At 72.8% G+C, this 15250-nt stretch carries 14 protein-coding genes; 1 reads left to right on the top strand and 13 read right to left on the bottom strand.

Annotation, left to right across the window (positions count from 1 at the left end; translation table 11 throughout):
* Positions 1 to 17 precede the first annotated feature (17 nt).
* The 11 genes from pyrF to D1648_RS08115 all read right to left on the bottom strand — a co-directional run bounded on the left by pyrF (position 18) and on the right by D1648_RS08115 (position 12580).
* Positions 18 to 863 (bottom strand): orotidine-5'-phosphate decarboxylase, encoded by an 846-nt coding sequence (gene pyrF / locus D1648_RS08165; RefSeq protein ID WP_122940554.1) that lies wholly within the window; start codon positions 861 to 863, stop codon positions 18 to 20.
* Positions 860 to 4213 carry a carbamoyl-phosphate synthase large subunit gene (carB, locus tag D1648_RS08160; protein ID WP_122940552.1) on the bottom strand — a complete coding sequence of 1118 codons (3354 nt, stop codon included), beginning with the start codon at positions 4211 to 4213 and terminating at the stop codon, positions 860 to 862. The genes pyrF and carB overlap by 4 nt, the downstream gene beginning before the upstream one ends.
* Positions 4213 to 5409 (bottom strand): glutamine-hydrolyzing carbamoyl-phosphate synthase small subunit, encoded by a 1197-nt coding sequence (gene carA, locus D1648_RS08155; protein ID WP_122940550.1) that lies wholly within the window; start codon positions 5407 to 5409, stop codon positions 4213 to 4215. The genes carB and carA overlap by 1 nt, the downstream gene beginning before the upstream one ends.
* Complete coding sequence (locus tag D1648_RS08150; RefSeq protein ID WP_206424791.1) at positions 5406 to 5990, bottom strand: hypothetical protein; 585 nt, start codon at positions 5988 to 5990, stop codon at positions 5406 to 5408. The genes carA and D1648_RS08150 overlap by 4 nt, the downstream gene beginning before the upstream one ends.
* Positions 5987 to 7324, bottom strand: coding sequence for a dihydroorotase (locus D1648_RS08145; protein WP_122940547.1), 1338 nt, complete (start codon positions 7322 to 7324; stop codon positions 5987 to 5989). Before D1648_RS08145 ends, D1648_RS08150 begins: the two co-directional genes overlap by 4 nt.
* Positions 7314 to 8276 (bottom strand): aspartate carbamoyltransferase catalytic subunit, encoded by a 963-nt coding sequence (locus D1648_RS08140; protein ID WP_122940545.1) that lies wholly within the window; start codon positions 8274 to 8276, stop codon positions 7314 to 7316. The genes D1648_RS08145 and D1648_RS08140 overlap by 11 nt, the downstream gene beginning before the upstream one ends.
* Positions 8273 to 8881, bottom strand: coding sequence for a bifunctional pyr operon transcriptional regulator/uracil phosphoribosyltransferase PyrR (pyrR, locus tag D1648_RS08135; protein WP_122940543.1), 609 nt, complete (start codon positions 8879 to 8881; stop codon positions 8273 to 8275). The genes D1648_RS08140 and pyrR overlap by 4 nt, the downstream gene beginning before the upstream one ends.
* Positions 8882 to 9044: 163 nt before the next feature.
* Positions 9045 to 9587: a transcription antitermination factor NusB gene (gene nusB, locus D1648_RS08130; RefSeq protein WP_122940541.1), complete on the bottom strand. Its 543-nt coding sequence runs from the start codon at positions 9585 to 9587 to the stop codon at positions 9045 to 9047.
* Complete coding sequence (gene efp, locus D1648_RS08125; protein WP_122940539.1) at positions 9584 to 10144, bottom strand: elongation factor P; 561 nt, start codon at positions 10142 to 10144, stop codon at positions 9584 to 9586. The genes nusB and efp overlap by 4 nt, the downstream gene beginning before the upstream one ends.
* A gap of 76 nt (positions 10145 to 10220) precedes the next feature.
* Entirely contained in the window at positions 10221 to 10838 is a 618-nt protein-coding gene (locus tag D1648_RS08120; RefSeq protein WP_122940537.1) for a helix-turn-helix domain-containing protein, read from the bottom strand.
* A gap of 137 nt (positions 10839 to 10975) precedes the next feature.
* Complete coding sequence (locus D1648_RS08115) at positions 10976 to 12580, bottom strand: ABC-F family ATP-binding cassette domain-containing protein (RefSeq protein WP_122940535.1); 1605 nt, start codon at positions 12578 to 12580, stop codon at positions 10976 to 10978.
* Positions 12581 to 12778: 198 nt separating this feature from the next.
* Between D1648_RS08115 and ald the strand changes: the two genes are divergently transcribed.
* Positions 12779 to 13894, top strand: a complete 1116-nt coding sequence (ald, locus tag D1648_RS08110; RefSeq protein WP_122940533.1) for an alanine dehydrogenase — start codon at positions 12779 to 12781, stop codon at positions 13892 to 13894.
* A gap of 108 nt (positions 13895 to 14002) precedes the next feature.
* Here the strand turns inward: ald and D1648_RS08105 are convergent, their stop codons facing one another.
* Entirely contained in the window at positions 14003 to 14335 is a 333-nt protein-coding gene (locus tag D1648_RS08105; protein WP_010550637.1) for a metal-sulfur cluster assembly factor, read from the bottom strand.
* A 92-nt stretch (positions 14336 to 14427) separates the two neighbouring features.
* Positions 14428 to 15183, bottom strand: coding sequence for a Fe-S cluster assembly ATPase SufC (gene sufC / locus D1648_RS08100; RefSeq protein ID WP_122940531.1), 756 nt, complete (start codon positions 15181 to 15183; stop codon positions 14428 to 14430).
* Between the last annotated feature and the right edge of the window lie 67 nt (positions 15184 to 15250).

Genomic DNA, 15250 nt, shown 5'->3' with positions numbered 1-15250 from the left:
GGAGGGGGCCGGGGAGCTCAGCGGTGCGCCGCGGCGAGCTCGCTCGCGCCCTCGCGCAGAGCACCGAGGTCGGGACCTGCCGAGAGCAGTCCGCGGGAGACCGAGACAAGCACCTGACCTGCACGTTCACCGAAGACGTCGGTGATCTCCGCAGGCCCTGCGCCCTGGGCCCCGACCCCCGGCGCGAGCAGGGGCGCGGAGGGGGCCGCGGCGTCCAGGCCGAGGCGGCGGTAGGCGTCCCCGACGGTCGCCCCGACGACGAGTCCGATGCTCGACCACTCCCCCGGCGCCGCCGCTCCGGCCCTCTCGGCGTGTCGCGCGATCTCGAGCGCCACCGGCGTGTCGCGCGCGGTGCGCGCGTGCTGGACCTGCGGTCCGTCGGGGTTGGAGGTCAGGGCGAGCAGGAACAGGCCCTTGCCGTGCTGTCGCGCGAGCTCGGTCGCGGGGTCGAGCGAGCCGGTGCCGAGATAGGGGCTGACGGTGATCGCGTCGGCCTCGAGCGGCGCCCCGGGCAGCAGGTGCGCCTGTGCGTAGGCGGTCATCGTCGAGCCGATGTCGCCCCGCTTGACGTCGAGGATCGTGAGGACGCCGGCGGCGCGGGCGGCGGCCAGCAGCTCCTCGAGCACCGCCACCCCCGCGCTCCCGTGGCGCTCGAAGAACGCCGACTGCGGCTTGATCGCTGCGACCTGCCCCGTGACCGCCTCGAGCACGGTGCGGGAGAAGGCGCGCAGCCCCTCCGGGCCGTCCTCGAGCCCCCAGGACTCCAGCAGCGCGGCGTGCGGGTCGACGCCGGCGACGAGGCGGCCGCGGGCGGCGACCTCCTCGCGCAGGCGCCGGCCGAAGGGCACCGGCGGCGTGCTCATGCGGAGGCCCCGGCGAGGCGCTCGGCGCGCAGGCGGGCGGTGTGGGCCTGGATGCTGCTGACCTCGAAGGGCTCCACGGGCCGCGCCTCGATCGCCTGGACCGCGGCCTGGAACTCCTGCAGCGTCGTGATCATCGGGACGCCGATGCTGGTCGCGGCCGCGCGGATCGCGTAGCCGTCCACCCGGGCGTCCGAGCCCGAGGGCGTGTTCAGCACCAGGTCGACCTCGCCGGCCTCGATGAGCTCGATGACGCTCGGCTCGTCCCCCGGCTGGGAGGCCTTGCGCAGCACGCGGCAGGGGATGCCGTAGCGGCCCAGCACCTTCCCGGTGCCGGCGGTCGTGAGGATCTCGAAGCCGAGCGCGGCCAGGCGCGCGACCGGCAGCGGCAGGGAGCGCTTGTCGCGGTCGGAGACCGAGACGAAGGCCGTGCCGGCGGTCGGGAGCCCCTGGCCGGAGATCGCCAGCTGGGACTTCGCGAAGGCGAGGGGGAAGGTCGAGTCCATGCCCATCACCTCGCCCGTCGAGCGCATCTCGGGGCCGAGCACCGAGTCCACGACGCGACCCTCGTGGGTGCGGAAGCGCGTGAAGGGCAGCACCGCCTCCTTCACCGCGATCGGGCCGTCCTCGGGCAGGTCGGAGCCGTCCCCGGCCGTGGGCAGGACACCGCCGCGGCGCAGGTCCGCGATCGAGGTGCCCGCCATGAGCAGCGCCGCCGCCTGGGCGAGCGGCACGCCCGTGGCCTTGGCGACGAAGGGCACGGTGCGCGAGGCGCGGGGGTTGGCCTCGAGCACGTACAGCACGCCGTGGGAGAGGGCGTACTGGACGTTGAGCAGGCCGCGCACGCCCACGCCCTCCGCGATCGCGAGGGTCGAGCTGCGGATCCGCTCGAGGACCGGGGCGCCGAGGGTCACCGGCGGGAGGGTGCAGGCGGAGTCGCCGGAGTGGATCCCGGCCTCCTCGATGTGCTCCATGACGCCGGCGAGGTAGAGCTCCTCCCCGTCGTACAGGGCGTCCACGTCGATCTCGATCGCCGTGTCCAGGAAGCTGTCGATGAGGATCGGGGCGTCGGCCCGGCCGCCGTCGGGCAGGTTGCGGCCGACGTAGTCGATCAGGCCCGCCTCGTCGAAGACGATCTCCATGCCGCGCCCGCCGAGGACGTAGCTGGGGCGCACCAGGACCGGGTAGCCGACCTCGGCGGCGACCTCGATCGCGTCGCCGAGCGCCCAGGCCGTGCCGTAGGGCGGGGCCGGCAGATCGGCCTCGGCGAGGACGGCGCCGAAGTGGCCGCGGTCCTCGGCGTTGTCGATCGCGGCGGGGCTGGTGCCGATGATCGGCAGCCCCTCCGCCTCGAGCCGCCGCGCGAGGGAGAGCGGGGTCTGGCCGCCGAGCTGGACGATGACGCCCGCGACGGGGCCGGCCGCCTTCTCCGCCTCGTACACCTCGACGACGTCCTCGAAGGTGAGCGGCTCGAAGTAGAGCCGGTCGGCGATGTCGTAGTCGGTCGAGACGGTCTCGGGGTTGCAGTTGACCATGATCGTCTCGTAGCCGCCGCCGGGCAGCTCCGCGTCGGCCAGGGCGAGCGCGGCGTGGACGCAGGAGTAGTCGAACTCGATGCCCTGGCCGATGCGGTTGGGGCCCGAGCCGAGGATCAGCACCGCGGGCTTCTCGCGGGGCTCGATCTCGGTCTCCTGGTCGTAGGTCGAGTAGTGGTACGGGGTGCGGGAGGCGAACTCTGCCGCGCAGGTGTCCACGGTCTTGAACACGGGGTTGATGCCGAGCGCCTCGCGCACGCCCTTGACGACGTCGCCGCTGCGCCCGGTGAGCGCTCCGATCTGCTCGTCGGAGAGGCCGTGGCGCTTGGCGAGGCCCAGCAGCTCCGCGTCGAGCACGTCGCTCGCGCGGATCTCCGCGGCGAGCTCGGCGACCAGGAGCATCTGGTCGAGGAACCAGCGGTCGATCGCGGTGGCCTCGATGAGCCGGTCGAGGGTCTCGGCGACGTCGAGGACGCCTTCCGCGGCCGCCCACAGGATCCTCGCGATCGTCACGAGACGCTCGGCGGTGGGCACGCGCACCGCCTCGAGCATCTCGGCGGCCTCGGCGGCGGTGGGCGGGGTGCCGCGGTAGTCGAGCGCCGCGCCCTTCGCGTCGATCGAGCGCTGCGCCTTGCCGAGGGCCTCGGTGAAGTTGCGGCCCAGGGCCATCGCCTCGCCGACGCTCTTCATCGTGGTGGTCAGGGTCGGGTCCGCGGCCGGGAACTTCTCGAAGGCGAAGCGGGGCACCTTCACCACGACGTAGTCCAGCGCCGGCTCGAAGCTCGCCGGGGTGGTGCCGGTGATGTCGTTGCGGATCTCGTCGAGGGTGTAGCCGATCGCGACGCGCGCGGCGATCTTCGCGATCGGGAAGCCGGTGGCCTTCGATGCCAGGGCCGAGGAGCGGGAGACGCGCGGGTTCATCTCGATCACGACGATCCGGCCGGTCTCGGGGTGGGTGGCGAACTGGACGTTGCAGCCGCCGGTGTCGACGCCGACCTCGCGGATGATCGCGATGCCGAGGTCGCGCATCTTCTGCAGCTCGACGTCGGTGAGGGTGAGGGCGGGGGCGACGGTGACGGAGTCGCCGGTGTGCACGCCGACGGGGTCGACGTTCTCGATCGAGCAGATCACGACGCAGTTGTCGGCGCCGTCGCGCATGAGCTCGAGCTCGAACTCCTTCCAGCCCAGGATCGACTCCTCGAGCAGGACCTCGGAGGTCGGCGAGTAGTGCAGGCCGTCCCCGCCGATGCGGCGCAGGTCCGCCTCGTCGTAGGCCATGCCGGAGCCGAGCCCGCCCATGGTGAAGCTCGGGCGCACCACCATCGGGTAGCCGAGCTCGTCGGCGGCCTCGAGCAGCTCGTCCATGGTGTGGCAGATGCGGGAGCGGGCGGACTCGCCGCCCACGCGCTCGACCACGTCCTTGAACTGCTGGCGGTCCTCGGCCTTGTGGATCGCCTCGAGGTTCGCGCCGATCATCTCGACGCCGAACTCCTCGAGGGTGCCGTTCTCGGCCAGGGCGATCGCGGCGTTCAGCGCGGTCTGCCCGCCGAGGGTGGGCAGCAGGGCGTCGGGCCGCTCGGCGGCGATGATCGAGCGGATGATGTCCGGGTCGATGGGCTCGATGTAGGTCGCGTCGGCGATCTCGGGGTCGGTCATGATCGTGGCCGGGTTCGAGTTCACGAGGATGACGCGCAGGCCCTCCTCGCGCAGGACGCGGCAGGCCTGGGTGCCGGAGTAGTCGAACTCGGCGGCCTGGCCGATGACGATCGGCCCGGAGCCGATGACCAGGACGGAGGAGATATCGGTACGGCGAGGCATCAGGACTCCTTGTCGGCGGAGCCGGCGCGGTGCGCGACGGCGAGCTCCACCAGTCGGTCGAAGAGGGGCGAGGCGTCGTGGGGGCCGCCGGCCGCCTCGGGGTGGTACTGGACGGAGTAGGCGGGGCGGTCCAGGCAGCGCAGCCCCTCGACCACGTCGTCGTTCAGGCCGACGTGGGAGACGACGACGCGGCCGTAGCGGCCGCCGTCGTGCGGGGCGATGTGCTCGCCCTCGAGCGGCACGTCCACGGCGAAGCCGTGGTTGTGGGCGGTGATCGCGACCTGGCCCGTCTCGCGGTCCTGGACGGGCTGGTTGATGCCGCGGTGGCCGAACTTCAGCTTGTAGGTGTCGAAGCCGAGGGCGCGGCCCAGCAGCTGGTTGCCGAAGCAGATCCCGAAGAAGGGGATGCCGGCGTCGAGCACGCCGCGCAGCAGCTCGATCTGCGCGGTCGCGGCGGCGGGGTCGCCGGGCCCGTTGGAGAAGAACACGGCGTCGGGCCCGATCGCGAGGAGGTCCTCGAGGGAGGTCGTCGCGGGCAGGAGGTGCACGCGCAGGCCGCGGGCGAGCATGCTGCGCGGGGAGGCGCCCTTGATGCCGAGGTCGACGGCGGCGACGGTCGCCACGGCCTCTCCCTCCGGCTCGAGGACGACCGGCTGGGCGATCGTGACCTCCTCGACGAAGCTCGCGCCGGTCATCTCCGGCTGCGAGCGGACCTGGGCGAGCAGCTCCTCCTCCGAGGCCTCGAGGGCCTCGCCGGAGAAGACGCCGCCGCGGGCGGAGCCGTTCTCGCGCAGCCGACGGGTGAGCATGCGCGTGTCGATGTCGCTGATCCCGACGACGTCGCTGCTGATCAGCAGGTCGTCGAGGGACTGCTCGGCACGGTACGAGGAGGCGATGCGGCTCGCGTCGCGCACGGCATAGCCGCGCACCCACACGCGGCGGGACTCCATGTCCTCGTCGTTCGCGCCGGTGTTGCCGATGTGCGGGGCGGTCTGCACGACGATCTGCCCGGCGTAGGAGGGGTCCGAGAGGGTCTCCTGGTAGCCGGTCATGCCGGTGGTGAAGACGACCTCGCCGAAGCGGGCGCCGCGGGCGCCGTAGGCGGAGCCGCGCAGCACGGTGCCGTCCTCGAGGATCAGCAGCGCGCGCTCGCGGCGCGCTCGGGCCGAGGGCCGGGGGGTGGCGGGGGCGGTCATGGATGCTCCTTCCGGGCCTCGGGGGCCGTGGAGTCGGGCGGGGTGGTGGTCGGGGCGGGGCCGGTGCGGGGCGGGGCGCACGGCGGGAGGTCGAGGAAGCGGGCCTGGTCCTCCGCCCGGTCGAGTCGGAACCCGGAGTCCAGCAGGGTCTCCCCCAGCCGCCAGCGGACGACGAGCAGGCCGTCGCCGCCGACCCACTTCCCGGCCATGCCGGGGGCGGTGTGGAGGGAGCGCACGTCGGCCAGGGGGATCAGGAACGAGGGCGCTCCCTCGCGATCCACGAGCAGCACGGGACGGCCCGCGTCCGCGGCCTCGGTGATCCAGGCCCGGCTGCGGGCGCCGAGCCCGCGGGCGACGACGCGCTCGAGCGGCTGCTCGGCGAGCGTGGTCGAGACGTAGACGCCGCGGGCGCGCAGCGGATCGGCGGAGATCTCGAGGGCCTTGCCGCCGGCGATCGGCTGCGGCAGCTCGGGCAGGTCCTGCTGGCGACGGCCGCGGCGTCGCCAGCCCCAGGCCATGGCGCCGAGGGCGAGCAGGAACAGCAGGACCAGGAGCAGGACGGGGACGAGCCGGTCGCTCACCTCTCCACCACCGCGCCGTCGCGCACGGTGGCTCGGCCCGCGAGCAGCGTGAGGCGGTTCGCGCCGGGCAGCTCGAGGCCCGCGAAGGGCGAGTTGCGTCCCTGGGAGGCGTGCTCGGAGGGGTCGCTCACCCGCACGGGGCGCGGGTCCCACACCAGCAGGTGGGCGGGCTCCCCCACGGCGAGCGGGCGTCCCTGGTCCTCGTCGCGCCCGATCCGGGCCGGTGCCTCCGAGAGCACCCGGGCGACGTCCCGCCAGCTGATCCGCCCCGGGTCGACCATCGTGGACTGGACCAGGCTGAGCGCGGTCTCGAGCCCGGTCATGCCCATCGCGGCCTGATCCCACTCGCGGTCCTTGGCGTCGGCGGGATGGGGGGCGTGGTCGGTGGCGACGATGTCGATCGTCCCGTCGGCCAGCCCCTCGCGCACGGCCTCGACGTCCGCGGCGGTGCGCAGCGGCGGGTTCACCTTGAACACGGCGTCGAACTGGCGCACGTTCTCGTCGGTCAGCAGCAGGTGGTGGGGCGTGACCTCCGCGGTGACCGCGATGCCGCGCTGCTTGGCCCAGCGCACGATGTCGACGCTGCCGGCGGTGGACAGGTGGCACACGTGCAGGCGGGAGCCGACGTGCTGGGCGAGCAGCACGTCGCGCGCGATGATCGACTCCTCGGCCACCGCCGGCCAGCCCGCGAGCCCGAGCTCCGCGGAGACGAGGCCCTCGTGCATCTGCGCGCCGTCGGTGAGGCGCGGGTCCTGGGCGTGCTGGGCGATGACGCCGTCGAAGGACTTCACGTACTCGAGCGCACGGCGCATCAGCACGGGGTCGTGCACGCACTTCCCGTCGTCGCTGAAGACGCGCACGCGGGCGCGGGAGTTCGCCATCGCGTCGAGCTCGGCGAGCCGCTCGCCCGCGAGGCCCACGGTGACCGCGCCGACGGGGCGCACGGCGCACCAGCCGGCGCTGTCGCCGCGCAGCGCCACCTGCTCGACCACGCCGGCGGTGTCCGCGACGGGGGTCGTGTTGGCCATCGCGTGCACGGCGGTGAAGCCGCCGCGGGCGGCGGCGCGGGTGCCGGTCTCGACGGTCTCGGCCTCCTCCCCGCCGGGCTCGCGCAGATGGGTGTGGAGGTCGACGAGGCCGGGCAGGACGATGCAGCCCTCGGCGTCGATGACCTCGGCGTCCGCCGGGGCCTCGAGGTCGGCGCCGATCGCGGCGATGCGTCCGTCCCGGACGAGGACGTCCTGGACGCCCTCGCCGTAGGGGCGGCCGCCGCGGATCAGCAGCGGGGCGGGGGGCTCTGTCCGGGCGTCGGAGGTGACGGGCTCAGTTCTCACGGGGGGCCTCCCGGGCGTCGGTGGCGAGCAGATGGTAGAGCACGGCCATGCGCACGAACACGCCGGAGGCGACCTGCTCGACGATGACGCTGCGCGGGGAGTCGGCGACCGAACCGGCGATCTCGAAGCCGCGGTTCATCGGGCCGGGATGCATGACGATGGTGTGCGCGGGCAGCGAGGCGGCGCGCGCGGCGCTCAGCCCGTAGCGGCGGGAGTACTCCCCTGCCGTCGGGAAGAAGCCGCCCCCGATCATCCGCTCGTGCTGGACCCGCAGCATCATCACCGCGTCGGGTCCGGCGGCGAGGGCCTCGTCGAGGTCGTAGGAGATCTCGCAGGGCCAGCCGGTCGCGCCGACGGGCACGAGCGCGGGCGGGGCGACGAGGGTGACGCGGGCGCCGAGCAGGGTCAGCAGCAGCACGTTGGACCGGGCCACGCGCGAGTGGAGCACGTCGCCGACGATCACCACGTGCAGCCCGTCCAGGTCCGCGTGCGGATCTCCGGGCCGCAGGTGGCGCCGCATCGTGAAGGCGTCGAGCATCGCCTGGGTGGGGTGCTCGTGCGCGCCGTCGCCCGCGTTGACGATGGGCTGGTCGATCCAGCCGGCGTGGGCGAGCAGGTGGGCGGCGCCCGCGGAGCCCGAGCGCACCACGACCGCGTCGGCGCCCATCGCCTGGAGGGTGAGGGCGGTGTCCTTGAGGGACTCGCCCTTGGAGATGCTCGAGCCCTTGGCGGAGAAGTTGATGACGTCGGCGGAGAGCCGCTTGGCGGCGGCCTCGAAGCTGATCCGGGTGCGCGTGGAGTCCTCGAAGAAGAGGTTCACGACGGTGGTGCCGACGAGGGTCGGCAGCTTGCGGATCGCCCGGGACTGGGTCTGGGCCATGTGCTCGGCGGTGGCGAGGACCTCGAGGGCCTCCTCGCGGCGCAGGTCCGCGATCGAGATGAAGTGCCTCATGCGCGCGCCTCCCCGGCCGGGGCGGGGCGGACGATGTCGACCGCGTCCGTGCCGTCGGTCTCGGCGAGCTGGACGTGCACCCGCTCGCTGCGCGAGGTGGGGAGGTTCTTGCCGACGTGGTCGGCGCGGATCGGCAGCTCCCGGTGCCCGCGGTCCACGAGCACGGCCAGGCGCACGGCGGCCGGGCGGCCGATGGCGCTGAGCGCGTCGAGGGCGGCGCGGACGGTGCGGCCGGAGTACAGCACGTCGTCGACGAGCACGACGGTGCGGCCGTCGATCCCGGCCGGCGGGATGCGGGTGGGGCTCGGTGCGCGCGTGGGATTGTGCCGCAGGTCGTCGCGGTACATCGTGATGTCCAGCGCACCGTGGAGGGAGTCGAGGTCACCGCCCTCGTTCCGCCCCTCGGCGCGGGCGATGAGCTCGGCGAGGCGCCGGGCGAGCGGGACGCCGCGGTGCGGGATGCCGAGCAGGACGAGGTCCTCGGCACCGTGGTCGCTCTCGAGGATCTCGTGGGCGATGCGGGTCAGCGCACGCCGGATCTCCTCGGGGCCGAGGACCCGGGAGCGCTCGGCTCCGGCCCCCAGGGCAGGGTCGTTGCTGGTCATGCGGGGATTCTCCCTTCCACGCCTCACAGGACGTGTCGTTAAAGGGTCAGGTGCTCGTGCGAGCGATGCCGAGTCTAGTCGGCGGGTGCGCGCCGACCCCCGCCTGCCCGCCCCTCGGACGGGACGGCGGGGTCGGCGCCGCGGGGCGGGCCGTGGCGCCCGGTCAGCCCAGCAGCCCGCGCACGTCCACGAGCCGCTGCAGCAGCCCGTTGACGAAGCGCGGGGAGTCGTCGGTGGAGAGGACCTCGGCGATCTTCGTGTACTCGCCGATGATCGCGCCGCGGGCGGCGGGCTCCTCCCCGTGCAGCACCTCGGCGGCGCCCAGGCGCAGGATGGCGCGGTCCACGGCGGGCATGCGGTGCAGGGGCCAGTCGCGGGAGTGGGTGGCGAGGTCCTCGTCGATGTCGACGGCGTGCGGGGCGTAGAGCTCGACCAGGGCGCGGGAGCGCTCGGGCAGCGGGGTCTGCGCGGCCGTGCGGCGCAGCCGCTCGGCGAGCACGTCGAGGACGTCGGCCTGCTTGGCATCGGCCTCGAACAGCACGTCGAGCGCGCGGATGCGTTCGCGGGTGCGGCCGTGGAGGCGGTCCGCGGCGGCCGGGACCGTGCGTTCGAGCTGGACCTCGGCCCCCTCCCGGGTGGGGAGGGGCAGGCCGGTGGGGCGCGGCGCGGGCCGCTCCTCGCCGCGCTCATCGGGAGCTGAGGTCACTTGACGCGCTCGAGGTAGTCGCCGCTGCGGGTGTCGACCTTGACGCTGTCGCCCTCGTTCAGGAACAGCGGGACCTGGATCTCGCGGCCGGTGGTCAGGCGGGCCGGCTTGGTGCCGCCGCTGGAGCGGTCGCCCTGCAGTCCCGGCTCGGTGAACTCGATCTCGAGCACCACGGAGGCGGGCAGCTCGACGAAGAGGGCGTTGCCCTCGTGGAAGGCGATGACGACGTCCTGGCCCTCGACCATGAAGTCCTTCGCGTCGCCCACGACCTCCTCGGTGAGGCTGGTCTGCTCCCAGTTCGAGGTGTCCATGAAGACGTACATGTCGCCGTCGAGGTAGGAGTACTGCATGTCGCGACGGTCCACGGTGGCGGTCTCGACCTTGACGCCGGCGTTGAAGGTCTTGTCCACGCCCTTGCCGGACATGACGTTCTTCAGCTTGGTGCGCACGAAGGCCGGGCCCTTGCCGGGCTTGACGTGCTGGAACTCGACCACGCTCCACAGCTGCCGGTCGATGACCAGCACCATTCCGTTCTTGAGGTCGTTCGTCGTCGCCATGGGTCTCCTCGGTCGGTGTCGGGGCGAGGCCCAGGATAGCGCGCACCGTCCCGCCCGCCCGGGGGCCGGGAGGGACTCAGCGGGCGGACGTGAGGTCGATCATGCTCAGCAGACGCACGGCGAGCGGGTGGGCGGCGCTCTCCTCGCGCCACCCGCTGGTCTTCACGGCGCGGGAGACGGTCTGCTGGGTCACGCCGAGACGTTCGGCGAGGCGGGCCTGGGTGGCGGTCGGGTCGGCGCGCAGCTCGTGCACGGCCTGCCACTGACCCCGACTGCGGGCGCGGATCATCCAGCCGATCAGACGCAGCACCGCCTCGACGTCAGCGGCGGTGTCCGCATGGCGCGGATCGGACGCGCGCACCGCGAGCGAGACCTGAGAGGTGGTGACGGCCGCGGCGAGGGCGGACTCGGCGGCCTGCGACGCAGGGCCCGCGATCTCCCGCACCCCGGCGGGCACCGGTCGCTCGAGCGCCCCGATCCCGAGACCGATCGCGAGCGGTCCGGCCTCGACGCCGCGCAGCACGAGCTCGAGCGCGGTCTCGGCCCGGTCCGCGATCGCGAGCGCCTGGGGGCCGACGGTGCGCTCCGGCGGCAGCGGCAGGTCGATCCCCTCGAGCGCGGCGAGCAGCGCGGGGACGGGATCGCCGGCCTTGCGGCCGTGGCCGGGACGACCGGAGTAGGACACGACGAACACGGAGACCCCTTCACAGTGGACGGACGCTGTAGCCGACGGTACAGCGTCCGGAGGCCGAGGGGTGGGAGGCCGTGCACCGGGCCCGGCCCGCGGACCTCCGGTGCGGGACGGGCGGCGCCAGCGGCCCCGGACCCGCCTCAGGCGAGTTCGATGAGCTCCTGGTACTCGGCGTTCCAGAGGTCCTCGACGGCGTCGGGCATCATGAGCACCCGCTCGGGGTCCAGGGCCGCGACCGCTCCGGGGTCGTGGGAGACCAGCACGACCGCGCCCTCGAAGTTCGCCAGCGCCCCGAGGATCTCCTCGCGGCTGGCAGGGTCGAGGTTGTTCGTCGGCTCGTCCAGCAGCAGCACGTTGGCGCTCGAGACGACGAGGGCGGCGAGGGCGAGGCGGGTCTTCTCCCCGCCGGAGAGGACACGCGCGGGCTTGTGCACGTCGTCGCCCGTGAACAGGAAGGAGCCGAGGATCTTGCGGGCCTCGACCTCGGGCAGCTCGTAGGCCGCGGTCATCATGTTCTCGAGCACCGTGCGGTCGAGGTCGAGGGTCTCGTGCTCCTGGGCGTAGTAGCCGATCCGCAGCCCGTGCCCGGGCAGGATGCGGCCGGTGTCCGGCTCGTCGACTCCCCCGAGGATGCGCAGCAGGGTAGTCTTGCCCGCGCCGTTCAGGCCGATGATCACCACGCGCGAGCCGCGGTCGATCGCGAGGTCCACACCGGTGAAGATCTCGAGGCTGCCGTAGGACTTCGAGAGGTCCTCGGCCATCAGCGGGGTCTTCCCGCAGGGGGCGGGCTTCGGGAAGCGCAGCGAGGCGACGCGATCGGTCTGCCGCTCCCCCTCGACGCCGTCGAGCATCCGCTCGGCGCGACGCAGCATGTTCTGGGCCGCCACTGCCTTGGTGGCCTTCGCGCGCATCTTCTCGGCCTGGGCGGTGAGCTGACCGGCCTTCTTCTCGGCGTTCGCGCGCTCGCGCCTGCGGCGCTTCTCGTCGTCCTCGCGCTGGCGCAGGTACTGCTTCCAGCCCATGTTGTAGATGTCGATGGCGGACCGGTTCGCGTCGAGGTAGAAGACCTTGTTCACGACCTGTTCGACGAGCTCGACGTCGTGGCTGATGACGATCAGGCCGCCGCGGTAGCTCATCAGGTACTCGCGCAGCCACACGATCGAGTCGTGGTCGAGGTGGTTCGTCGGCTCGTCGAGGATCATCGTGGAGGCCTGGGAGAAGAGGATCCGGGCGAGCTCGACGCGGCGGCGCTGGCCGCCGGAGAGGGTGCCGAGCTCCTGCTCGAGCAGACGGTTCGGCAGTCCCAGGTTCGCGGCCATGCGCTTGGCCTCGGCCTCGGCCGCGTAGCCGCCGGCGGCGTCGAGCTCGGCCTCCAGGCGCGGGTAGCGGTTCATCGCCTTCTCGCGCCGGGCCTCGCTGAGGGACATGTCCCCCATCTCCTCCTCGGCACGGCGCAGCTTCCTCAGGATCCCGTCCAGACCGCGGGCCGAGAGGATGCGGGCCAGCACCGGCTCGGTGTCCTCGCCGCTGTGGGTGTCCTGCGGGAGGTAGCCGAGCTCTCCGGTCACCTCCACGCTGCCCTCGCTCGGATCCAGGGTCCCGGAGAGCACCTTGGTCAGGGTGGTCTTGCCGGCTCCGTTGCGACCCACCAGCCCGATCCGGTCGCCGGGGGTGACCTGGAAGGAGACTCCGCCCATGAGCAGCCGCGCGCCGACACGGATGGCGAGGTCGTGCACGGTGATCACGGGAGATGCTCCTGTTCGACGGGGTGGGCCCGGAGGAGGGCCGGATCGAGTCTAGGGCGGGTGCGGGACGAGGTCCCGCCGATTCCCGGCCACGGTGCCGCGCACCACAGCGGGCCCCTCCCGCACATCGGCGCCGAGGTGCCATCCTGGGGAGGTGGCCGTGACCGCGGCCACACGAGCACGGCAGAGAGGCTGGACATGCGCATCGGGGTGCCCCGCGAGGTCAAGAACAACGAGAACCGGGTGGGCCTGGGCGCCGCCGGCGTGCACGAGCTGGTGGCGCGGGGCCACGAGGTCGTCGTCGAGACCGGGGCCGGCCTCGGGTCTCGCGTGACGGACGAGGACTACGTCGCAGCCGGTGCGAGGATCCTGCCCACCGCCGACGAGGTCTGGGAACAGGCCGAGATGATCGTGAAGGTCAAGGAGCCCCTGCCGGAGGAGCACGGGCGCCTGCGCGCAGGGCAGATCCTGTTCACCTACCTGCACCTGGCCGCGGACCGGGAGCTCGCCGAGGCGCTGCTCGCCTCGGGCACCACCTCGATCGCCTACGAGACGGTGCAGCTCCCGGACCGCTCGCTGCCGCTGCTGGCGCCGATGAGCGCGATCGCCGGTCGTCTCGCCGCACAGGTCGGCGCCTACCACCTGATGGCGCCCCTGGGCGGCGCCGGGGTGCTGATGGGCGGGGTGCCCGGCACCTCGGAGGCGAACGTGCTGGTGCTCGGGGGCGGCGTCGTCGGCGAGCAGGCGGCGATGATGGCCCACGGGCTGCATGCGAACGTCACCGTGATGGACGTGGACGTCACGCGCCTCGGGCAGATCGCGACGATGCACCACGGCGGGATCCTGACCCGCTACTCGACGACCCTCGACCTCGCCGCGCAGATCGAGCGGGCCGACGTCGTGGTCGGCTCCGTGCTGATCCCCGGCAGGCGTGCGCCGAAGCTCGTCACCGATGAGATGGTCGCCCGGATGAAGCCGGGCTCGGTGCTCGTCGACGTCGCGATCGACCAGGGAGGCTGCTTCGAGAACTCGCGCCCGACGACGCACGACGCCCCGACCTTCTCCGTACACGAGGCGGTGTACTACTGCGTGGCGAACATGCCCGGCTCCGTCCCGGTCACAGCCACCGCGGCGCTGAACAACGCGACGCTCCCCTACGTGCTGAAGCTCGCCTCCGCGGGCTGGCGCGATGCCCTGCGCGCTGACGGGGCGCTCGCGAAGGGGCTGCACACCCACGAGGGCGCGCTCACCCACGAGGGCACCGCCGAGGCCCACGGGCTCGAGCTCGCCGACGCCGCCGCCGTGATCGGCTGACCCGCCCGCGCGTGCCCTCGGACGCGCACGTGCCCACCCGCGCGAGAAGCACGGGTGGGCACATGGTGCGGCCGGGCGACGGAGCTCCGGTCCGGGCCGTTCAGCTGATCAGAGGTTGAAGCCGATGGCGCGCAGCTGTTCGCGGCCGTCCTCGGTGATCTTCTCCATGCCCCACGGCGGCATCCACACCCAGTTGATGCGGTGCGTCTCGGTGATGGGATCCAGCACCGCGAAGGTCTGCTCCTCGAGCACGTCCGTGAGCGGGCAGGCGGCGGAGGTCAGGGTCATGTCGATCACGGCGTTGCCGTCCTCGACGGTGACCCCGTAGACGAGGCCGAGGTCGACGACGTTGATCCCGAGCTCGGGATCGATCACGTCCTTCATCGCCTCGGTGACGTCCTCGGCGCTCACGGTCGAGGCCGGGGTCTGCTGGTCGGTCATGGTGTCCTCCCGGAAGGGGTGCGGGCCGCAGCCCGCGGGTGAGGGGCTGGACGCTCCGTCCCAGACGGGCCGGGACGGAGCGTCCACGGGCGTCAGGCGCCGACGAGGTAGCGGTCGTAGCCCTCGGCCTCGAGGCGCTCGGCGAGCTCGGGACCGCCCTGCTCGGCGACGCGGCCGTTGACGAAGACGTGGACGAAGTCCGGCTTCACGTACTGCAGGATGCGGGTGTAGTGGGTGATCAGCATGATGCCCACCTCGGTGTTCTCCTTGGCGCGGTTGACGCCCTCGGAGACCACGCGCAGCGCGTCCACGTCGAGGCCGGAGTCGGTCTCGTCGAGCACCGCGATGGAGGGCTTCAGCAGCTGCATCTGCAGGATCTCGTGGCGCTTCTTCTCGCCGCCGGAGAAGCCCTCGTTGACGTTGCGCTCGGCGAAGACGGGATCCATCTTCAGATCGTCCATCGCGCCCTTGACGTCCTTGACCCAGGTGCGCAGCGACGGCGCCTCGCCGTCAATCGCGGTCTTGGCGGTGCGCAGGAAGTTCGAGACGGTCACGCCGGGGACCTCGACGGGGTACTGCATCGCGAGGAAGAGGCCGGCGCGGGCGCGCTCGTCGACGCTCATCTCGAGCACGTCCTCGCCGTCGAGGAGGACCTCGCCGCCGGTGATCTCGTACTTGGGGTGGCCGGCGATGGCGTAGGCGAGGGTCGACTTGCCCGAGCCGTTGGGGCCCATGATCGCGTGGGTCTCGCCGCCCTTGATGGTGAGGTCGACGCCCTTGAGGATCTCCTTGGTGCCCTCAGGGGTCTCGACGGTGGCGTGGAGGTTCTTGATCTCCAGGATCGACATAGGTGGTACTCCTTGACCAGGAAGCTGGTGGATGAATGGGGGTCGGGGCGGGCATCGGGACCGACGC

The organism is Brachybacterium sp. EE-P12, assembly GCF_003711805.1.
Taxonomy (GTDB): Bacteria; Actinomycetota; Actinomycetes; order Actinomycetales; family Dermabacteraceae; genus Brachybacterium.
The sequence above is the reverse complement of the archived record's forward strand: the minus strand, read 5'-3'. Positions and strand labels throughout refer to the sequence as shown.